Origin of the sequence: Methylocystis heyeri, from assembly GCF_004802635.2 — a bacterium.
Classification (GTDB): Bacteria; Pseudomonadota; Alphaproteobacteria; order Rhizobiales; family Beijerinckiaceae; genus Methylocystis; species Methylocystis heyeri.
In genome coordinates this window covers 2,650,509-2,669,889 of sequence record NZ_CP046052.1, presented here as the reverse complement: position 1 = coordinate 2,669,889, position 19,381 = coordinate 2,650,509, and the positions used below count along the sequence as shown (strand labels likewise).

Genomic DNA, 19,381 nt, shown 5'->3' with positions numbered 1-19,381 from the left:
GATCCGCAAAGGCGGATGGCGGCGCGCGCCTTCGATTACGATCCCTCGCTCGGCGCTCGCGCGGTTCTGTCGTGTAATCGTCATTCGCCCTTGGCACACAGGATAAATCAACGGGATGCGCGGGACCCGAAAGCGAGGCGGCGTGATTGCGGGTAAGGCGACGGGAAGGATCACGGCGGCGATCGGGCTCGCCGGCGCCCTGTTTTCCCTCGTCGTTCCGACGATTGTCGGTGTCGGCGGCGCGAGGGCGGCGGAAAGCGGCGGTTCTTCCCCGCAAGTCAGTTGGGCCGGCTTCTACACCGGCGTCAATTTCGGCGGCGGCTTTCCGTTGAACGTCGGGGAGCGCCTCCAGGCCGGCAGCGGTTTTGTCTCGCCCGCTTATGACCTCTATCCGGCGAGCCGAGAGCGTTCCGCCGTCAGCTTCGGCGCCCAGGCCGGCTATGGCTGGCAATTCGGCTCCTGGGTGGTCGGCGTGGGGACGGATTTCAATTTCTTCAACGGACGCGGCGGCATGAGCGGCATTTTTCCCGCTTCGCCCGCCTTCTGGCCGCTCGGCGTCCGCTCCTATGCCCTCAGCTATGCGACCCCGGCCAATTATTTCGCCAGCCTCAAGGCGCGTTTCGGCTATGCCTTCGATCGCATGTTGATCTATGCCACCGGCGGCGTCGCGGCCGGGGGCGCGCGCGGACCCGCAAAGCTCCTCTTCAGCGGCAGTCCGGAGGACTATTACGTCGCCGGGACCTCGCAATCATCGAGGATGAAATATATCCTCGGGGCGGGAGTCGAATATGCGATGACCGACAACTGGTCGGCGCGGCTCGAATATTTGTTTTTGAGCCAGTCGCTCAATACGCAATTGTTCGACAATGGTGCAGATACCCAGTATTTCTCGAGGGTCCGCAACGAGAACAACATCGTGCGCCTCGGGCTCAATTACAATCTCGGCCCCCAATATGAAGCGAAGGAGCACGGCGAGTCCGACAAAGGCGTCGAGGAGGAGAGATTCAGCGCGCATGGCCAGACCACCGCGGTCGGGCAGGGCTATCCCAAATTCCCCGCGCTCTACTCCGGCAAGAACAGCTTCACGCCCTATGGGCAGGCGCGCGGCGGCTCGACCTCCGGCCTCTATCTGGGCGCGCGCCTGTGGGAGGGATCAGGCGTCTTCGTCAATCCGGAAATCGACCAGGGCTACGGCCTGTCGGATTCGACCGGCGCCGCGGCCTATGTCAACGGCGCCGTCGCCAAGGTCGGGGCCTCGGCCCCCTATATGCGTTTCCAGCGCTATTTCCTGCGCCAGATCATCGGCCTCGGCGGGCCCGGCGGGGATCGTGACGAAGGCTCGCACAGCGAAGTGCTGGAGGCGACGCAAAACCAGCTCGCCGGCAGGGTGGACAAGGACCGGCTGATCTTCACGATCGGCAAATTCGCCGTCGGCGATGTCTTCGACGACAATGTTTACGCCCATGACCCGACCACGGGTTTTCTGAACTTCGCGTTCAACTCGATGGGCGCCTTCGATTACGCCGCCGATTCCTGGGGCTATACCTACGGCGCCGCCGCGGAGTGGAAACAATCCTGGTGGACCTTGCGCGGCGGCCTGTTCCAGCTCTCGCAGGTTCCCAACGGACCCGAGATCGAACCGGTGATCGGGCGGCAATATATGGGCGTCACGGAGCTCGAAGGGCGCTATGAGCTTTTCGGGCAGGACGGCGCGCTCAAGTTCCTTTTTTATGCCGACAACGGCTATCTCAGCAAACTCGATCAGGTTACGGCGCTCGCCTACGCTGCCGGGGATTTTCCGCCCAGCATCGACAATCTGAGACGCCGCAGCGTCAAGATCGGCGGCGGAATCAATCTCAAGCAGCAGCTCATGCCGGGGCTCGGGTTCTTCATGCGGGCCAGTATGCTGGACGGCCGCTATGAGACCGTGGATTACACCGACGTCCAGCGTCAGCTCTCATTGGGCCTCGTCGCCGCCGGAACGCTATGGGACCACGAGAAGGACGAGATCGGCGGAGCCGTCGCTTTCGGCGGCCTTTCCGGCCCGCAGATCCGCTATTTCGGCAGCGGCGGGACCAGCGTCTATATCGGCGACGGCGCGTTGAGCTATGCCGGCGAAAAAGCGTCCGAACTTTATTACAAGCTGTGGATCAACGACTGGATGGACGTGACCTTCGACCACCAGCTGCTGATCAACCCCGGGCACAACAGCGCTCGCGGTCCGGTAAATGTCTTCGGCGTGAGGTATCGCGCGGGCTTTTGAGGCAAAAGAGCCGTCGGGCCGGATAGATTCTCTCGATGTTTTCTTCTGCCGGTCTTGTAAACTCCCTATCGTCGTATGGGCCGGGGAAGGGCGCCGGGCGCCGCTTTTACGGAGGACATCAGATGCTCAAAGGCAAGATCGCGCTCGTCACGGGCTCCACCAGCGGAATCGGCTTGGCGATGGCGCGCGCCTTTGCGGAAAAAGGCGCCAATGTCGTCCTCAACGGCTCCCGCAGCCCCGACGAGATCGAGCTCGCCCGCGTTGGGATCGAGCGCGACTTTTCGGTGAAAGCGCTTTATCTGGCCGCGGATATGAGCGTTCCCGCCCAGATTGCGCAGATGATGGCCGAGGCGGAGCGGGTTTTCGGCTCGGTCGACGTGCTGGTCAACAATGCGGGAATCCAGCATGTCGAACCGATCGAGAGTTTTCCGGTCGAAAAATGGGACGCCATCATCGCCGTCAATCTCTCGTCGGCGTTCCACACCATTCGCGCCGCCGCTCCCGGCATGAAGGCGCGCGGATGGGGGCGCATCATCAACACGGCCTCCGCTCACGCCCTGGTGGCGTCTCCGTTCAAGTCCGCCTATGTCGCGGCCAAGCACGGCCTCGCCGGCCTGACCAAAACCGCGGCTCTGGAATTCGCGCGCGATGGAATCACCGTCAACGCCATCGCCCCCGGCTATGTCTGGACGCCGCTGGTCGAGCGGCAGATCCCGGACACCATGGCCGCGCGCAATCTCACGCGCGATCAGGTGGTCAACGACGTCTTGCTGGAAGCCCAGCCGACCAAGGAATTCGTCACCCCGGAACAGGTCGCCGCGCTCGCGGTCTTCCTCGCCTCGGACGAAGCCAAATCCATCACCGGCGCCGTTCTCAGCATCGACGGCGGCTGGACCGCGCATTAAAGCGCATTCGTTTTCACGGTTGATGTCCGGCTCCAGTGCGCCGTCCCGGCGAAGCCCCTGCAGGAAGCGTCGCAATGAATTCACACATCGTCACGCTCAACGCCGGCTCCTCCTCCATCAAATTCGCTTTGTTCCAGCGGAAAGAGAACGAAGTCTCGATGCTGGCTTCGGGCCTCGCCGAGATGACGGGGAGAGACCGGCATATCGAGGCGCATGACGCCGCCGGCGCGACCTTGCAGGAGGACCGCTGGTCGCAGAGCGACGGGAGCTCTTTTCACGACGAGGCTCTGAGGCGCATTCTCTCCTGGCGGGGCCGAGCCCTGCCGGGCGCCGAAATAAGCGCAGTCGGGCATCGTGTCGTGCATGGCGGGGTTCATTACGACGCGCCCGTGCTCGTCGCCGGCGAGGTCCTCGACCGCCTCCGGGCGCTTGTTCCGCTCGCCCCGCTGCATCAGCCGCACAATATCGACGGCATCGTCGCGGCGCGCAACGCCTGGCCGCAGGCGCGCCAGGTCGCCTGTTTCGATACCGCGTTCCACCGCAATCATCCTTTCGTCAACGACGTCTTCGCGCTGCCGCGGCGATTTTACGCCGAGGGCGTGCGCCGCTACGGCTTTCATGGCCTGTCCTACGAATATATCGCGAGAAGGCTGGCGCAGATTTCGCCGGCTCACGCCGCCGGCCGCGTCGTCGTCGCCCACCTCGGCAACGGCGCCTCGATGTGCGCCATGAAAAACGGGCGTTCGGTGGCGAGTTCGATGGGATTGACCGCGCTCGACGGCCTGCCGATGGGCACGCGCTGCGGCCAGCTCGATCCCGGCGTCGTGCTTTACCTGATGCAGGAGAAAAAGCTCGGCGCGGGAGAAATATCCGATCTTCTCTACAAGGAATCGGGCCTCAAGGGCCTCTCGGGCCTCTCGCACGACATGCGCGAACTCGAGGCCTCCGATCTTCCCGAGGCCGCCCAGGCGATCGATTATTTCATATTCCGCATCCGGCGCGAGCTCGGCGGACTGGCGGCTGTTCTGCAGGGCCTCGACGCCGTGGTTTTCTGCGGCGGCATCGGCGAGAACTCCAGGCTGGTGCGCGAACGCGCGCTCGAAGGCATGGAATGGCTCGGCGTCGAACTCGATCATGACGCGAACCGGGCTAATGCGGAAATCATCTCTTCGGCGAATTCGCGGGTGCGGGCTTTCGTCATCCCGACCGACGAGGAACAGATGATCGCGCGCCATACTTTCGATCTCGCGGGCGGATGAGGTCTGCGAAATCAATCCTGTCCCGGCGTTCCGTCACCAATGCAGGTTGAGAATATTTCCGCGTTCCTGATGATGGCCCCCGCGACGGTGATGTCCCCAATCGGCGCCGTGGCGCCCCCAATTGCCGTCGTGATAACCGCGATGTCCGTGGTGATGCTCTCCGCGGCCCTGGCCGCCGGCATATGTATGACGCTGGTGACGCCAATCGCCCGCCTGCGCCAGTGACGGAGCGAGGAAGGCGACCAGAGCCGCGGTCGCCAAGGTTTTTTTCACGATCGACTCCTATCGCTGGATCGGGATGCGCGCTTTCGCTTGCAGGGACTCATACGAGGCGAAAGCGCAAGGAGTCAAAGCCCGCGCGTCTTTCCATTATCCGACGGGGCTCCTGATCTCGGGGGCCGACCAGTCTGCTTGCGTCGTCGCCGCGGCAGCGGCTTCGTCCGCGTTCTTCATCGGGTGCTCCCCGGCCTTGCCGGATTGGGCGCGCCCGGTCCCGTTCACGGGCAGGAGCGCCGCCACCGCGGCTGTGGCGACGAGCGCAGCGCCCGTCGCGATGGCGAATCGAAGAAGTCCATGGCCCTCCGAGCCGGCGACGACGGCCATGTGAGGCCGTGTTTCCAGAGGCTGCGGTTCCGCGGCGCGGTCGGGAACATGGGCGCTGTCGCCGTCGCCGTCCTTGCGCGCCGGCGCGGCGGACAACCTGCCGCCGGCGAAGAGCCCGATCAGCGCGGCGCCGGCGACCGCTGCGACCGGCAAAGGATTCTCCCGCACGCGTTGCGCAGCGCCACGAGCGAATTCGCCGACGGCGGCCTGACGCTTCTCGCTCATCACCCGGTCGAGCAGATTGGATGGGGAAATCCTGCTGCGGAGTTCCTCGATCGAACTCGCCAGCCGCTCCCGCGCCAGATCCGCTTCGCTCTTAAGCAGCTCGCTGCGTCTTTGCATGCATCGTCCCCATCATCTGTTGCTTCGCCAACGCCACGTCGCGATCCAGTTCGTCGATGGTCTTCCTCGGCTTCAGGTTGGAGAGTTTCATACGACGGCGGCCGACGCTCATGAAGATGAGCCCGAGGACGAAGACGCCGCCGCCGAAGATGGCGAGCGACCAGTAATCGGGGAGGCCGGCGGCTGTCACCGCGGCGGCGCAGGCCTGCAAAAGCACGACGAGACCGGGAATCAGCAGCGCAGCGCCCACGACGAGCATGGCGAGGCCGGCGGCGATGGATTCCAGATTCTCCGAGAGTTCGGCGCGTGCGAGGCTGGCCTCGGTCTGCAGCAGCGTCGAAGCCTGTTCCAGCAGATCGGCGATGATCGCGGGGATCGAGCGGGAGTTTTCCATTACGGTCCGCCTGACTTGATGGCCGGCGCCGGCCATAGCGCCGCTGTCCGAGCCTGGAGCCGGCCGCCCCGGCGAGAGCGGCTGTGGTTTTCGCTGTTATGAACGAACATGAAGAAGCTGGCGTTCCCCGGCCGGCGCCGCGGGGTCGAAGCCTGTCGGCCCAGCGAGAGCGGCGCGATCGAGGCCATTAAAATTTATGGCTTTTCGGCGATGCCTGTTATCTTATTGGAACAATGAGAAAGTAAAGGGTGCATCTCCCTTCTCGAAATAGAAGATGCGCATTTCCATGCCCAACTCAGTCCCAAATCCGCAGGACGGCGCGAGTCGGCCAGCCGCGGCGTCATCCGTATCCATTCGTCATGGCGCGCTTTGCGTCTTCTGGGGAGGCGTTCTTCTGGCGAGCGTCGCTGCGGTCTTCGTAGCGGCGGCGCCGAAGGAAGCGCGCTTGATCGGCCTTCTGGCTGCGATCTATTCCGGTCAGGGGCTGATCGTCGAAATCATGGGGCTTCAGGTCGGCGGGGACAACATCGTCGTGCCTCGTCGCTGGGGGCTGTTTTCGCCCTTGTTCATCGTATGGAGGAGACGCTTCGCAACCCTCGGCGTAAAATCGATTTTGGCCAAGCCGAAGTCGATCTGGGGCGAGCGAGTCCTGCTTGAACCTCTCAGCGGGGGCAGGCAACTGCTGCTTTTCTCGACACGGGAACAAAAGCTGGCGTTCTTCAAGGCCGTCACGGACAGCAACCACTTCGTCTCCATCTACAGGACGGATTAGCTGCCGGGCGGATCGGCGGTTTGCGCCTCCGGTGAGCGAGCAGATCGGCGCGGGCGCGTTCGCGAAAGGGAACGTCGCCGGCGGCCCAGGCGTTCAGGATCGAAGACGCCGTTCGCCCGACCCTCGAAGCAAAATCCCATTCGCACCCAGGAGAGCGTGAGCGCGGCACGCTGCCCGAAGCGGCGGCGAGCGGCTGTGTCCAAACAGCTGTGGCGAAGCAAAGGAGCTTGAGATGGCGACCGCCTCCTACGGGAAGCTCAACCTCATATCGAGCCAGCATATCGACGGCGCGGCCGTATATGACAGCGGCGGCAAGGAAATCGGTCAGATCGATCATCTGATGATCGACCGGATTACGGGCCGGGTCCTATATGCGGTCGTCAATTTCTCGGGCTTCATGGCCCTTCATCCGGGAAGTCATCCGATCCCCTGGGCCTCCCTGAGATTTGACGCCGCGCGAGCGGGCTATGTGACCGACGTAACCCAGGAGATGGTCGAAAGCGCGCCCGAATATTTCGACGAGAGCTGGACCGATCGCGTGTGGGAAACCCGCGTGCACCAGCACTACGGCGCCCGGCCATACTGGGAGGAAGGCGCCGCAATCGCCGCCGCGCGATAAAGCTGCGCAAAGCAGGCCGTCTGCGCCCCGCGCAGACGGCCAGAAATTGGCTTCCATTATCGACGTCCGCTTTCAAATCCGCTCGATTTGAGCGGCGTTTCGAATTCGTTCGCCGCAAAAAGTCGATGATGCCGATCGGTGATTTTTGCGGCGGTCGCTTGTGCGGATCGCGACGCGATCTCGCGGAAGCCGTATCAGTCCCTACAGGCGAAAATTTAAGCTAACAAATATTTATTGACACATTTTCTCAAACAGCTAGCCTGAGTGCGGCAAAATGAGAGATTTTCAATATTATGTAGGGGGTGGTCATGATTGTCGGTTCGTATTGACTTCGATTCTAGCTGATTCATGTGATCGGGTTCGAAGGAGTCTGTTTTTTCGGATTGTTTATCATGCTGTTTTACTTACGATATTTGCAGCCGAGATGGTTTTGCGTTCACTGCGGGCATGAACTCTTGATTTCGGTGTTCTGTGCCCGCGCTTCGCTCCTCCACGATTCACATCACTCTACAGCCCGATGCGCAGGGCGTGAAAACCGATGCGCTGCTCTCAACTACCTGCGGTTCAACGAGAGACTCTAGCAACAAGCCTTTCAAATCAAAGTCCTGACCAGGTTTTCATCTCAAACCCATCAAGTTTTCAACACCATGCGCCTCTGGAGCGCACAGCGCCTCGAAACCCGAACGCAAGCGACATCAACGACTCAGGATGCGCTTTGATCGCCTGGAGCCCGCTGGCTCCGGCCAAAGCGCGTCCGGAAGGCTGAACGAGCGCCGGCCCGAGCGAAATGCGCTCTTTTCTCAAGCAGGAAATATAGGAGGTCTTTATGGCGGACGAAAAAGACTACAACGCGGTCCTCTATGAAAAGCTCTATTCCAAGCTCGCCGTCGCGCTCGGCGTCGGCTCGCCGGAACGCGACAGCACGATCGGGGAGTCGCTGCTTTCGATCTATAATCCAGGGCAATATCTTCCGGTCGGGCTCGACCCGATCGCCAATCCAGAGGACGACCAGGAGATTTCACAGATCTTCGATACGGCGCCCATGTTCAACTTCACTTACTCGCCGGTCAATCTGCGGGTGTCCCAAGCTTACAGCAGCATTCTGCAATACAAGCTATATCCCATCGCCGATCTCAGCCCGCAAGAAAAACAGAAGCTCGCCGACGCCCAGAAGAGTTATGAGGAACTCGCCCCCGCCTGCGATGCGGCGGAAGACAATTACTGGGACGCCCGGATCCCTTATGACGAGGCCGAAGCGAATTATGCGAACGGCACCGGGCCTGCGCCGACCCCGGCGATGAAACGGGCGGTCGAGCGCGCCCTGGAAAAATGGATCGCCGCCGGCAAGATCAAGCAGGAAACCAATCTGGCGATCATAAAGCAGCTTCAGGGCCGCGACGGTTCGGCGTTCTGGGACCGGCTCGACACGCTGTTCGCCGAAAACCAGCGCAAGCTCAAGAGCGGTGCGACTTTCCCGCCGGTCACGCTGGCTCCGAAATACAACAGCTGGTTCAAGGACGCGGGCTGGACCAAGTTCTCCTTCGACCAGAAGGACATGAACAATCAGTCGACCTCGAACAGCATCGGTGTCGCCGGTTCGCTCGACGGAAAATTCGGCATCGTCACGCTTTCGGGCTCGGGCGACTACAAGCAGGACCAGGAGTATATCAAGGTCCAGCAGACCGAACTCACTTTCAGATGCGAGCTGATGCGGGTCACGATCAGCCGCAACTGGATGAACTCCTTGGTCTTCAACAGCCGCGCCTGGAAATTCGATCCTACCGCGCCGTCGGCGAAATATTCCTCCGGGGGCAGCATTCAGGACCGGATCGTTCCGGTCGGCCCCTTCGTGAGCATACCGACGACAGTGATCCTCGCCCGCAATGTGGAGATCATCGGCAAATTCCAGGATACGGTCGAGGAGCGGATGAAGCGGGAGCTGGCCGCCAACGCCAGCCTCGGGATCGGCCCCTTTTCCATCTCGGGAAACGTCAGCTACAGGGATCGCAAAGAAACCATCAAGGGCACGATCGCCAATAATCTGATCACCATCAAGGACACGCAGATCATCGCGGCCATCAGCCAGGTGCTTCCCGAACTGCCCAATCCCGATCCCAATCTGCCCTGGCCGACCTGATTTCGCTGAGTCGGCCCGGTATGAAAATGGTTCCGGCGGTCGATCAGGCCAGGACCTGGCGCCGCCGGGGTCCCGACTTTGCGCTGTCGGGAATGTAAGCCGTCTTTTTTTATCGGACGCCTTGAAGCGCCGCTTCGGCATGCGCCGTCGCGCGAGAGACGAGAATCTGCGCCGTCGACTTCAACGCCTTTCAGCGGGGAGCATCTTCATGTTCGACGCCTTCCAGAACAGGGCCGACGACAAGGAGGCCGAGTTCATACAGCTTTACGCCAAATTGGCTCAGACGCTCGCCGTTTCCGGCGTCGTCGGCCAAAATCCATCCGCTCTGCTGAGCATCCAGATTCCCGGGATCGTGGTTCCGGTCGGCCTCGATCCCCAAGATCCGGAAACCGAATATTACATCAGCAATCTGCTCAATATCGCTGTCGAGTGCAATTATGTGGCGACGCCGAAGGCCGGGCTGACGTCGGACGTCTACAAGCTCATCCTCGACGGCAAGGAACTGCCGTTGATCGAGCTTTCGCCGCAGGAAAAGGAAAAGCTGCGCGAGGCGGAGCGCTATTTGTTCGAGGGAGATCGGATAACGCCGGCCTATCAAGCCTATATCGACTACGCCGAGAAATTCTACGCAGCCCAGGACACGTTCTTCGCCTGCGAAGCGACCCATGAGAACGGCGGGCCCGAGGTTCCTGCGGAGGTCCGCGAGCGCTACAGGCAGGCCGAAGGAGAATGGCGTTCGCAAGGGAACAAGGAGCAGGTCGAAACGGCGCTGGCGACGATTCGTCAACTTCAGGGCCGCGAGCCCTACGCCTATTGGCAGGCCTTGGCCGACCGTTTCGCCGCCAGCACGATGCGCCTCCCCAACGGCAGCCAGTTCCAGCGCGTCGACAGCATTCCGCGTTACAAGGAATGGTTCAGGGACGAGCTCTGGAGTCCTTTCAGTTTCGACGAAAAAGACTACGAGCGTCAGCGACGCTCCGGCGGCCCCGGAATGCGAGGTCGCTGCCGATGCTGCGCGGACTGCGGCGGCTCGATAGGATGGACGCCGGACAGGGGGCTCGGCGGCCTGGAAGCAGCCTCCGACGGCGCGTGGCGCGACGAAAGCAACATTCTGGCCGTCGGCCCCTGCGCCGGCTTGTCCGCCGAACGCGGTCCTCTCGCCAGCGTCGCCGCCGGCCAGATGAAACTGAAATGCTCGATCAAGCGGATCACCATCCTGCGGCCATGGATGGATGTTTCGGTGTTCCACAGCCGGCTGTGGAAATGGTCGCCGCAAAGCATCGGCCGCGGCATCGTGATTTCGACCGGCGGATCGGTCGCGGGAAACCGGATCGCGACGGGCGTGCTGCCGGTGCTGCCGACGACGGCGCTGCTTGCGAAGGATGTCGAGCTGATCACGACGTCAAGCGACGTCGCCGAGTGGTTTCGCGCCGGGCTGTCAGCGGGGCGCCGGCTCCGATACGGGCCGTTCCTCGTCGACGATATCCGTCCCCCGTCGAGCGACGAAAAAAAGAACGCGCCCGCGGCGGCGGGAGTCATTACGGGATCTCCGCAGCTGTTCGGCTATATTTCCACGATCTTCGACCAATGTCCCAACCCCGACATGACCTTGCCCTGGCCGAGCTGAGGCGATGGGCGGAGCCTGCGCGCCGGCGGCGGCGGTCGCCTCGCCTTCGCCTTGTTCCGGCCTCGTGCGGCGGGATTCGGACACTTTCCGGAAAAATTTGCCGGTTCAGGGGACAAAGCCGCGAAACATCGACTTCCTAGGTTTCCTTCCGCCACGGATACTTCATCCGAAGGAGGAACCTCGTGAAGAAGCGTTTCATCATTGCTGCGGCGGTACTGTTGACGCCCGCCCTCTCGCCGTCCCTCGCCATCGCAGCTCCTCCTCCGCCGCCCCCCGCCGGGCTGGAGCAGCCGGGCGAGCATCACAAGTTCTCGGACGAGGATCGCGCCGCTTTCACCGAAGCCCGCATCGCCGCGTTGAAGGCGGGGCTGAAACTCACGCCCGCCCAGGACAAAAACTGGCCGGCGGTCGAGACGGCGATTCGCGACCTTGCAAAAGCCCGAGCCGCGCGCTTCGCCGAATGGCGGGATAAGGCCCAGGACCATGAGGGGCATCACAATCTGATCGAGGGGCTTCAGCGCCACGCCAAGGCGCTCGAGGCTCATGCAGGCGAACTGACGAAGCTCGCCGACGCGGCCAAGCCGCTCTACGACAGTCTCGACGACTCCCAGAAGCGCCGCTTCGCCGTGCTGCTCCATGCGATCGGCAAGCCTCACGGCGAGCACTGGGGCCACCACGAGCATGAGGGGCCAGAAGGCCACGAGTGACGGCCGGGCGACCGGCCGCCCGCTTCCCGCCAAGGGAAAACGGCGCAGACGCGCCCTTGAAAATCAAATGCGGGAGCGAAGCGCTCCCGCCCGCTCGAAGGAGACAGCGATGAGCGATTATCTCGCGATGTTTGCAGCGCTACTTGCCTACGGCTCATTCTTCTATTTTATTTGGACCATGCAATGAGCGCAGCGTGCGCCTCGAGTCTTTCCGGTTTAGAGTGAATCGGAAATCCTCCAGGATTCCTTGTCTGATCGTGTTTTCTTCACGCGAACCGGCATCCGCTTCGCCCGAAAACACTCCAGCTGGCCCGGGTTACATAAGTGACTGAAGCGGCTTCAATCCTTCTGGTCGAAGACGACGCCGAGATCGGCGAGCTCATCTCGCGCTATCTCAGCGCCAATCAGTTCGAGGTTTCCGCGGTCAGGGACGGCGCCGCCATGGATGCGGCGCTCGCCAAGCGGCGCTTCGAACTGGTGCTGCTCGATCTCAACCTGCCGGGCGAGGACGGGCTTTCCATTTGCCGCAGGCTGCGCGCAAGCAAGAACCTGCCCATCATCATCGTGACCGCGCAGGGCGAGGACGTCGACAAGATCATCGGTCTCGAGATGGGCGCCGACGATTATGTCGCCAAGCCGTTCAATCCGCGGGAGCTGCTGGCGCGGATAAAATCGGTTCTGCGCCGCGCGAACGCCTCGTCCGAGGACGCCGACGCCGGCGAAAAAATGCAGGTCTACCGTTTTTCGGGCTGGAGGATAAATATTTCTTCGCGGGAAGTGACCGCGCCGGCGGGCACCAAGGTCGCGATGACCGGCGCGGAATTCGATCTGCTGCACGCTCTCTGCGAACACCCCAATCGCGTTCTCACCCGCGATCAGCTGATCAATCTGACGCATGGACCGACGGCGGGGCCGTTCGAGCGCAGCATCGACACCTTGATCAGCCGATTGCGCCAGAAGATCGAGATCGACGCCAAGAGTCCCCGCCTGATCCAGACCGTACGCTCGGAAGGATATATGCTGTCGGCGCAGGTGACGCGCTCATGAAGGCTTTTTTTCGAGCCCTTTGCCCGGATCGTCTCGCCAGTCAGATCGCGCTTCTGGTTCTCGCCGCAATAATCCTGTTTCATCTTGCTTTGACCGCGTCCATCTATCTCACTGGCGGCGAGCCGCGCAGGCCCCTGGTGGAGCCCCGGGAGTTGCTCGCCGGCGCCTTATGGTCGATCGACGCGGCCGAGGTTTCGGAGCGGGCCGCGGTCGTTTCCGCCCTGGGCAAGGCGGCGCCCTGGCTGAAGTTCTCCCTGGCCGATCGCCCGCCGGAAGGAATCGTGGAAGGCGAAGACGGCGATCTCGGCGGTTTCGACGCGAAGCTGTGGCCGGGAGCAAAGCCTTTCGCTTTCGGCTCCGCAGGCGATAAGAAACCGATCGACCTCGGCGTCGCTTTGCGCAAGGGCGGTTACGTTCTTACGACGACGTCGGAGTCGGTGTGGTCGCGGCACGGCGCCATATGGGCCGCCCGCCGCGAGCCGGGCTCGTTCTTTCTGCATTTGGTGGAGCGCTCGGCTTTGTTCTTCCTGCTTTGCGCCACCATTCTCTCCATATGGATTTCCAATACGGTGGTCGCGCCTTTGGTGAGGCTGGTCCATGAAGCGGAGCGTTTTCCCGACGAGAGCTGCAAGCGGCAGCTTCTGCCGGAGGCCGGATCGACCGAAGTCCGCGAACTCGCGCGCGCGCTCAACCGGATGCAGGGGCGGATCAAGGTCATGATCGAGGCGAGAAGCCACGCCCTCGCCGCGATCAGCCACGACCTTCGCACCATCATCACGCGCATCAGATTGAGGTCGGAGTTCATTTCCGACGAGGCGCTCAAGTCGAAAATGCTGCACGACGCCGATCTCATGGATTCGATGCTCTATAAGAACCTGCAGCATCTGCGCGACGCGAACCGCCAGCCCGAGCGCGGTCTGATCGACCTCGACAGCGTGCTGCAGACGGTCTGCGATCAATATGCGGACCTCGGCCATGACGTCGTCTACCGCGGCGGAGAACATCAGATCATCTCGGGCTCGCTCACCGAGATTCAGCGCATTTTCAGCAATCTGGTCGAAAACGCGGTCGCTCACGCCGGCAAGGTCGTCGTCTGCCTCGATCAGCCTTGTTCGAATATAATCCACGTCGACGTCGAGGATGACGGGCCGGGGATTCCCGCGCATGTGAAGAGCCGGGTTCTCGAGCCTTTCGTTCGCGGCGAGCCCGCCCGCAATATGAACCAGAAGGTTGGATTCGGGCTCGGTCTGTCCATCGTGCGCAATCTGGTAGAGGACCTCGGCGGCAATCTGGAGTTGCGCGACCGCGAGCCCAACGGCCTGATCGCGCGGGTTTCGCTTCCGCGCGCCTACGCCGGGAGCGAGACAGCTCCGACTCTCTGATCCGCCGCGCGATTTCTCTTGCGCTTTTGCCGCTCTATGGCGGCGGCGCGATCGCTTCGCAGTTCACGGAAGCGACGGCTGCGCGGGCGCGCGCCAGATCGGACGGGCGCTTGGCCAGCGACCGGATCAGGACGAAGCCGCGCAGCGAAGGGGCGGTGATGCGGATTTCCTCCGGCGGGGCTTCGTCCCCGTCGTCGGCCTCGAGCTCCTCGATCTGGCGCGCATTGCCGAGGATCACGTCGATCTTCCCCTTGATCGACGCGCGGTCCGTCATCGCATGGAAGATCGCGCCGCCGGCGCTGTGAAACGAGAGGCCGAGGAAATTGTCTTCCTCGCCGTCGACATTGGCGCGCACATGCAGCAGCCCGTTCGAGAGATTGAACAGACAGACGCCTTCGGCCATAGCGGGGTCTTCGAACGGCAAGGGAGCGACGCCGCCGGCCTCTGCGGCCGAGAGCAGCAGCACTCCGCCCGGCGCATCCTGCGCGCTTTTTGCGGCTTCGATCAGGCGCGCATAAGCGTCCCGAGGAGCCACGGCGGGAATCAGCAGGACCGTGACCAGATGGACGATGGCTGCGATGAGGCACATCGCAATCGCCCAGGGCAGGAGATCAACGGCGCGGTCCTTGAGGTTCATGCGCAGCCTGTTTTGATAATGCGCGGGAAGCCCGCCGGATCGGCTCGCGCCGCCGGATCGAGCGGCGTTTCGTAAAGCCGCAGCACCACGACGAAGCTGCGGGCGTCGCCGGGGGAAAGCCAGTTTCCGGGCCTTGCTTCGCGGGCAAGGGCGACGTCGAAGGCTCCGCCCTCTCTTCGCAGGAGATATGTGGAGGCGTAATAATGGCGCCCGGCGGGATTGGCGAGGGGCTCTCCGGCGGGGCTGGCGAGGCCGATGGTCCAGAAGCGCGCGCGCGGCAAAGCCCCCTCGAGGCGATATTCGCAGCGCCCCTCCAGCGGGGCGCCGGAAGAATCCGCTTCGGCGACGAAGGTCATCCCCTGATCCTTGCCCAGAGGCGCCTCGCCGCGCTTCGCGAGAGCGGCGCGCGCAAAAGGATCGATCTCGAGTCCGCCGATTTGAGGCCATGCGGTCCAGGGGCCGACGCGGAGCGCGCCGAAGCCATATCCCGAACTGACCGCGACGGCGGTCAGTCCCAAACCGAGCGCCCATCCGCATAAGGCGACCGCAAAAGCCCGAAAATATGCGCCGAGGGGTGCTCGCAAGGCCCTGCTCTGAAACTGGCTGGCGCGGCTTCCTCTCGCCCGTTTCGGGCGCGAGATGAAATCGCGTCTATTGACGTATGAAGCGCAGGATGCGCCCGGCGCCGGCGGGCGCGGGGCTATTCTAGGACGCCGCCGCCGGCTCGAAAACCTCTCGCAGCGCTTTTCGTCATGGGAAGCTCCTCGATGGCCCCGTGCTTGTCCAGAGGCAGGGACCGGATCTTGTTCTGGATCGAACCCAGCGCGTCGAGAGCGCCTTTCGACAGAGTGGCCGGCCGTTGCGGAGCTCCGAACTCGATCGGCGTGACCGCCGCCGAAGCGCCGCCAGGGCGTCCCGGCTGGGGCGCCTCGGGCGCCATGCCGACGATGGGCTTGAGCTGTACGCCCTGATGGCCATAGGCCATCACGTCGTGCCACGTTCGGGCCGGCAGCGTGCCGCCGGTCATATTGTTCATCGGTTCGCCGTCGTCGTTGCCATACCACACGCACCCGCCCATCGTGCCGGAATAGCCGCAGAACCAGGCGTCCTTGAAGCCGTTTGTGGTTCCCGTCTTGCCGATCACGGTGACGCCTTCGCCGAGCTGCGCCCGCTTGCCGGTGCCTTCCTCGACCACCTTGCGCATCATCGACCCGAGTTCGACCACCTTGTCGAAAGGAACGGCCTGCTGCTGGGGCGGCGCGTCGCGGTCATGGCGATAGAGCAGATCGCCGCGCCGGTTTCTGATCTCGACAGCGGCGTAGGGCGTCACGCGCTTGCCGCCGTTGACGAAAGCGGCATAGGCGGCCGAATGCTCCAGCAGATTGACCTCGTCGGCGCCGATCGGCAGCGAAGGCGTATCCTCCAGCGGCGCCGTTATGCCGAGCGCGCGGGCGGTTTCGACGATCTTGGCCCGTCCGGCCTTCGGCGATCCGTTGCCGATGGCGATGGAGAGCTTCACCGCCACGGTGTTGAGCGAATGGGCGAGGGCGTCGGCGAGGGGCAGGGAGCCCTTATAGGAACCGCCGTAATTATGCGGGCACCAATTGCCGATGCAGACGGGAGAGTCGACCACGATGGTGCTGGGCTTGAACTTCCCGGTCATCAGGGCGGTCAGATAGACATAGGGCTTGAAGGAAGATCCGGGCTGGCGCAAGGCCTCGGTGGCGCGGTTGAACTGGCTCGCGCCATAGTCCCGGCCGCCCACGATCGTGCGCAAGGCTCCGTCGGGCTCCATGACGACGAGGGCGCCCTGTTTGACATGGAAGGAACGGCCGTTCTCGCGCAGCATGTCCTCCAGCACGGAGTCGGCGTGTTTCTGCAGGTTCAGATCGAGCGCGAGCCTCACCGTCAGGACGCGGTCTTCGCCGAGCTTGCCGGCGTCGGCGAGCCGCTGAACCTCGCCATAGGCCCAGTCGAGATACCAATCGGGGCTGGAATCCTCTTTTCTCGCCACCGGAGTCGCGGGATTGCGCTGGGCCGGGATGATCTGGCTGCTGGTCATGAAACCGGCGTCGACCAGATTGTTCAGCACGTCGCTCGCGCGCGCCCGGGCGGCGGGGAGATTGACATGCGGCGCATATTTGGTCGGCGCCTTGAACAGTCCCGCCAGCATGGCCGCTTCGGACAATGTGAGGTCTTTGACCGATTTGCCGAAATAGAACTCGGCGGCCGCCTGTATGCCAAAAGTGCCGCCGCCCATATAGACCCGATCGAGATAGAGCTTCAAAATCTCGCGCTTGGTCAGGTGATGCTCCAGCCAGAGCGCGAGAAAGGCCTCGTTTATCTTGCGGGTGATGGTGCGCTCGTTGGACAGAAAAAGATTCTTCGCGAGCTGCTGGGTTATGGAGGAGCCGCCCTGCACCACGCCGGAGGAGCGGGCGTTGACCGACAAGGCGCGCAAGGTTCCGATGACGTCTATGCCGAAATGCTCGTAAAAGCGCCGATCCTCGGTGGCGAGGACGGCCTTGATCAGATAATCGGGATATTGCTCCAGCGGGACCGCGTCGTCGTGCTTGATGCCGCGCTGCCCGGCCTCGATTCCGTAATGATCGAAAAAGGTCACGGCGAGATCGGCCCGCTTCAGCCAATCCTTGTCGCTCGTCATTCGGAAAGCCGAGGAGGCGAGCGCCAGCGCGACTATGCCGGCGCCGAGCGACAGGGTCAGCGTCTCGCAGGCCAATTCCACCGCGATCCTGGGCGCGCCGGAAACGTGGAAGCGCGACATGAAAGCGGAAAAGCGATCATAGGCCTCGCGCGACCTGCGGCCGCTGTCGAACATGCTTGAATCGATGAAGGAGTCGAGCGCGAGCAGGACGCGGGATATGCGCTTGACGATCGGCAGGGAAAGGAAACGCTTCCACAAAGCTGAAGAACTCCCCGCGCGGTTATTCCTGCGCCGCGCCGCCTAGCGCTCCAACCCTTTGACCGGGCCCGATTTCTTATCGCTCGAACGATTCCTTTCGAGCGGAACGAGCTCAGATGTTAGCACTTTTTAAACCCTCTTGACGACGGCGCTTGCACGGCTCGTCGTCATTATGGTTTCTAGGCCTGCAAACAGGAATTTAACCATCATGACAGGTCACGAGGCGGGCGAAGGCGCGAGGCGCCGCTGCGAAGAAGGCGCGCAGGACGAGGCGCCTTTTTGGACGAAGCCGCTCGATCAGCTCACCCGCGCCCAATGGGAAAGCCTGTGCGACGGTTGCGGCAGATGTTGTCTCGTCAAGCTCGAGGACGAGGACACCGGGATCATCCACCACACCAGCGTGGCCTGCAAGCTGCTCGACCAGTCGACCTGTCGCTGCGGCGATTACGCCAACCGCAAGAAGATCGTGCCCGATTGCGTGCGCCTGACGCTCGCCCGGCTGGAGAAGATTCGCTGGCTGCCGCCGACCTGCGCCTATCTCCTGCGGCTGGAGGGCAAGGACCTGCCCGAATGGCATCCGCTCGTCAGCGGAGATCCCGAGAGCGTTCACCGGGCCAGAGCCTCGGTGCGCGGCCGGGTCGAGGCGTCCGAAGACGAGGTCGATGTAGACGAGTTGCCGGAATATATTCGTCCATGGCCGAAAAGATGGCCCCGAAGGGCGCGGTCGTGACGCGCGTCGCCGCAAAACCGGGCGGGTTTCCGTCATCTGACGCGCAGCGTCCAGTTGTATCTGGCCGGGGGATCGTTCTCGTCGCGGGACATCATCGAAGCGCCATAGGAGAGCCTCAGCGTGTAGGTTCCGGTTTCCGGCAGAGCACAGGAACCCAATTCAAGTTCGTCGGTCCCGTCTCCGCTGGGAAAGACCAGCGTCATACGCCCGATGCGATCGCCGCGCAGCGTCGCAACCTGAGACGCGCGGGCCTCGAACTTCGCCGTGCAGCCCGGCTTGGCGTGCGAGAGCAGGCATGAAAACCGAATTGTGTCGGAACCACGCTTCATCTTCAAAATCAGGGGACGCTTCTCGTTTCCGGCGGGCCGGCGGCTTGAGTCTTGTCCTGCGCCGAAAGCGGCGCCCGAGAAGAAAACCCATGCGCTCAGGGCCAACGTCAGATTGAAGCTTTTCATTTGATTCGTTTCTGCGAGAAAGAGAAAATATTCTATCGGATGCGATCCGGCCGCCGCCATCAGGATCTTTCTATTGATAGGCCCAGGCGACGTTGCCGTTCGATATTGCGCCGCAGCAGAAAAATCATTCATTTTTCATTCAGACGAGGGGCTGGATAGTCTTGGAGGGAGGCGCGTTCATGGCCTTGCGCAGGGCGAAAACGGCGGCGATCATGGGCCTTGTCGCGCTGTCGGCGCTCGCCGATTGGCGTTCGGCCCAGGCCAGGGACGGGGCGCCGACGCCGGCGCCGCCTCAGCCGCCGCCGCTCGAATGTTTCTCGATCGCCGAGACCAGACGCGAGATCGCCCAGCACAAGCTGGCCGATCCCTTCCCCTCGATGCAGGCGGCTGGCGTTCTGGTCCAGGCCGAGCCGCTGTCTGCGAGACTATGCCGGAGCGGCGAGGTTTTTCTTTACGAAATCAGCTTGTTGAGGCGGGATGGCCGTATCGTGAAAACGCTGGTCGACGCCCTGACCGGCAAGCCGCGTCCGCCCCGGCCCGAGCCGAAACCGGAGCCCCGCGCGGAACATTAGGCGCTTA

The 19,381-nt window shown here is 62.8% G+C and carries 20 protein-coding genes; 13 read left to right on the top strand and 7 right to left on the bottom strand.

Annotated elements, in window-relative coordinates:
* Positions 1–115: 115 nt before the first annotated feature.
* The 3 genes from H2LOC_RS12220 (at position 116) to H2LOC_RS12210 (ending at position 4,427) form a co-directional block, all read left to right on the top strand.
* Positions 116–2,263 carry a carbohydrate porin gene (locus H2LOC_RS12220; protein ID WP_136496642.1) on the top strand — a complete coding sequence of 716 codons (2,148 nt, stop codon included), beginning with the start codon at positions 116–118 and terminating at the stop codon, positions 2,261–2,263.
* Between the two features lie 122 nt (positions 2,264–2,385).
* A complete protein-coding gene (locus H2LOC_RS12215) occupies positions 2,386–3,168 on the top strand; it encodes a 3-hydroxybutyrate dehydrogenase (protein ID WP_136496641.1) in 783 nt (260 codons plus the stop codon).
* A 74-nt stretch (positions 3,169–3,242) separates the two neighbouring features.
* Complete coding sequence (locus H2LOC_RS12210; RefSeq protein WP_154331653.1) at positions 3,243–4,427, top strand: acetate/propionate family kinase; 1,185 nt, start codon at positions 3,243–3,245, stop codon at positions 4,425–4,427.
* 33 nt (positions 4,428–4,460) lie between these two features.
* On the opposite strand, the gene H2LOC_RS12205 is transcribed toward H2LOC_RS12210, so the two are convergent.
* The 3 genes from H2LOC_RS12205 to H2LOC_RS12195 form a co-directional block, all read right to left on the bottom strand.
* Positions 4,461–4,700 carry a hypothetical protein gene (locus H2LOC_RS12205; RefSeq protein ID WP_154331652.1) on the bottom strand — a complete coding sequence of 80 codons (240 nt, stop codon included), beginning with the start codon at positions 4,698–4,700 and terminating at the stop codon, positions 4,461–4,463.
* Positions 4,701–4,796: 96 nt separating this feature from the next.
* Entirely contained in the window at positions 4,797–5,372 is a 576-nt protein-coding gene (locus H2LOC_RS12200; protein WP_154331651.1) for a DUF3618 domain-containing protein, read from the bottom strand.
* Positions 5,347–5,766, bottom strand: coding sequence for a phage holin family protein (locus H2LOC_RS12195; RefSeq protein ID WP_162009759.1), 420 nt, complete (start codon positions 5,764–5,766; stop codon positions 5,347–5,349). Before H2LOC_RS12195 ends, H2LOC_RS12200 begins: the two co-directional genes overlap by 26 nt.
* Before the next feature lie 108 nt (positions 5,767–5,874).
* Here H2LOC_RS12195 and H2LOC_RS21945 point away from each other — a divergent pair, with 108 nt between their 5' ends.
* The 8 genes from H2LOC_RS21945 (at position 5,875) to H2LOC_RS12160 (ending at position 14,057) form a co-directional block, all read left to right on the top strand.
* On the top strand, positions 5,875–6,003 hold the full coding sequence (locus H2LOC_RS21945; protein ID WP_281350503.1) for a hypothetical protein: 129 nt from the start codon (positions 5,875–5,877) through the stop codon (positions 6,001–6,003).
* A gap of 49 nt (positions 6,004–6,052) precedes the next feature.
* Complete coding sequence (locus tag H2LOC_RS12190; RefSeq protein WP_136496638.1) at positions 6,053–6,538, top strand: hypothetical protein; 486 nt, start codon at positions 6,053–6,055, stop codon at positions 6,536–6,538.
* 232 nt (positions 6,539–6,770) lie between these two features.
* On the top strand, positions 6,771–7,157 hold the full coding sequence (locus H2LOC_RS12185; RefSeq protein WP_136496637.1) for a PRC-barrel domain-containing protein: 387 nt from the start codon (positions 6,771–6,773) through the stop codon (positions 7,155–7,157).
* An 826-nt stretch (positions 7,158–7,983) separates the two neighbouring features.
* Positions 7,984–9,294, top strand: coding sequence for a hypothetical protein (locus tag H2LOC_RS12180; protein WP_136496636.1), 1,311 nt, complete (start codon positions 7,984–7,986; stop codon positions 9,292–9,294).
* A 208-nt stretch (positions 9,295–9,502) separates the two neighbouring features.
* Positions 9,503–10,921, top strand: a complete 1,419-nt coding sequence (locus H2LOC_RS12175) for a hypothetical protein (protein ID WP_136496635.1) — start codon at positions 9,503–9,505, stop codon at positions 10,919–10,921.
* A 182-nt stretch (positions 10,922–11,103) separates the two neighbouring features.
* Entirely contained in the window at positions 11,104–11,628 is a 525-nt protein-coding gene (locus tag H2LOC_RS12170; RefSeq protein WP_246206814.1) for a Spy/CpxP family protein refolding chaperone, read from the top strand.
* A gap of 324 nt (positions 11,629–11,952) precedes the next feature.
* Positions 11,953–12,675, top strand: a complete 723-nt coding sequence (locus H2LOC_RS12165) for a response regulator (protein ID WP_136496634.1) — start codon at positions 11,953–11,955, stop codon at positions 12,673–12,675.
* Complete coding sequence (locus H2LOC_RS12160) at positions 12,672–14,057, top strand: ATP-binding protein (RefSeq protein WP_136496633.1); 1,386 nt, start codon at positions 12,672–12,674, stop codon at positions 14,055–14,057. Before H2LOC_RS12165 ends, H2LOC_RS12160 begins: the two co-directional genes overlap by 4 nt.
* A gap of 34 nt (positions 14,058–14,091) precedes the next feature.
* Here the strand turns inward: H2LOC_RS12160 and H2LOC_RS12155 are convergent, their stop codons facing one another.
* The 3 genes from H2LOC_RS12155 to H2LOC_RS12145 form a co-directional block, all read right to left on the bottom strand.
* On the bottom strand, positions 14,092–14,694 hold the full coding sequence (locus tag H2LOC_RS12155) for a DUF1254 domain-containing protein (protein WP_246206813.1): 603 nt from the start codon (positions 14,692–14,694) through the stop codon (positions 14,092–14,094).
* Positions 14,691–15,212, bottom strand: a complete 522-nt coding sequence (locus tag H2LOC_RS12150; protein ID WP_246206812.1) for a DUF1214 domain-containing protein — start codon at positions 15,210–15,212, stop codon at positions 14,691–14,693. Before H2LOC_RS12150 ends, H2LOC_RS12155 begins: the two co-directional genes overlap by 4 nt.
* 182 nt (positions 15,213–15,394) lie before the next feature.
* Entirely contained in the window at positions 15,395–17,533 is a 2,139-nt protein-coding gene (locus H2LOC_RS12145) for a transglycosylase domain-containing protein (RefSeq protein WP_136497093.1), read from the bottom strand.
* Between the two features lie 292 nt (positions 17,534–17,825).
* Between H2LOC_RS12145 and H2LOC_RS12140 the strand changes: the two genes are divergently transcribed.
* A complete protein-coding gene (locus H2LOC_RS12140) occupies positions 17,826–18,347 on the top strand; it encodes a YcgN family cysteine cluster protein (protein ID WP_154331649.1) in 522 nt (173 codons plus the stop codon).
* Between the two features lie 32 nt (positions 18,348–18,379).
* Here the strand turns inward: H2LOC_RS12140 and H2LOC_RS12135 are convergent, their stop codons facing one another.
* Complete coding sequence (locus tag H2LOC_RS12135; RefSeq protein ID WP_154331648.1) at positions 18,380–18,802, bottom strand: hypothetical protein; 423 nt, start codon at positions 18,800–18,802, stop codon at positions 18,380–18,382.
* Between the two features lie 179 nt (positions 18,803–18,981).
* Here H2LOC_RS12135 and H2LOC_RS12130 point away from each other — a divergent pair, with 179 nt between their 5' ends.
* The gene (locus H2LOC_RS12130; RefSeq protein WP_154331647.1) at positions 18,982–19,374 is read left to right on the top strand and encodes a PepSY domain-containing protein; all 393 of its coding nucleotides are present in this window, start codon (positions 18,982–18,984) and stop codon (positions 19,372–19,374) included.
* Positions 19,375–19,381: the final 7 nt, after the last annotated feature.

Coding starts and splice junctions, on each gene's coding strand:
- H2LOC_RS12160 (WP_136496633.1), top strand. CDS start 12,672: ATGAAGGCTTTTTTTCGAGCCCTTTGCCCGGATCGTCTCGCCAGTCAG.
- H2LOC_RS21945 (WP_281350503.1), top strand. CDS start 5,875: ATGAAGAAGCTGGCGTTCCCCGGCCGGCGCCGCGGGGTCGAAGCCTGT.
- H2LOC_RS12180 (WP_136496636.1), top strand. CDS start 7,984: ATGGCGGACGAAAAAGACTACAACGCGGTCCTCTATGAAAAGCTCTAT.
- H2LOC_RS12220 (WP_136496642.1), top strand. CDS start 116: ATGCGCGGGACCCGAAAGCGAGGCGGCGTGATTGCGGGTAAGGCGACG.
- H2LOC_RS12145 (WP_136497093.1), bottom strand. CDS start 17,533: ATGTTCGACAGCGGCCGCAGGTCGCGCGAGGCCTATGATCGCTTTTCC.
- H2LOC_RS12155 (WP_246206813.1), bottom strand. CDS start 14,694: ATGAACCTCAAGGACCGCGCCGTTGATCTCCTGCCCTGGGCGATTGCG.
- H2LOC_RS12210 (WP_154331653.1), top strand. CDS start 3,243: ATGAATTCACACATCGTCACGCTCAACGCCGGCTCCTCCTCCATCAAA.
- H2LOC_RS12200 (WP_154331651.1), bottom strand. CDS start 5,372: ATGCAAAGACGCAGCGAGCTGCTTAAGAGCGAAGCGGATCTGGCGCGG.
- H2LOC_RS12175 (WP_136496635.1), top strand. CDS start 9,503: ATGTTCGACGCCTTCCAGAACAGGGCCGACGACAAGGAGGCCGAGTTC.
- H2LOC_RS12135 (WP_154331648.1), bottom strand. CDS start 18,802: ATGAAAAGCTTCAATCTGACGTTGGCCCTGAGCGCATGGGTTTTCTTC.
- H2LOC_RS12140 (WP_154331649.1), top strand. CDS start 17,826: ATGACAGGTCACGAGGCGGGCGAAGGCGCGAGGCGCCGCTGCGAAGAA.
- H2LOC_RS12185 (WP_136496637.1), top strand. CDS start 6,771: ATGGCGACCGCCTCCTACGGGAAGCTCAACCTCATATCGAGCCAGCAT.
- H2LOC_RS12130 (WP_154331647.1), top strand. CDS start 18,982: ATGGCCTTGCGCAGGGCGAAAACGGCGGCGATCATGGGCCTTGTCGCG.
- H2LOC_RS12190 (WP_136496638.1), top strand. CDS start 6,053: ATGCCCAACTCAGTCCCAAATCCGCAGGACGGCGCGAGTCGGCCAGCC.
- H2LOC_RS12195 (WP_162009759.1), bottom strand. CDS start 5,766: ATGGAAAACTCCCGCTCGATCCCCGCGATCATCGCCGATCTGCTGGAA.
- H2LOC_RS12215 (WP_136496641.1), top strand. CDS start 2,386: ATGCTCAAAGGCAAGATCGCGCTCGTCACGGGCTCCACCAGCGGAATC.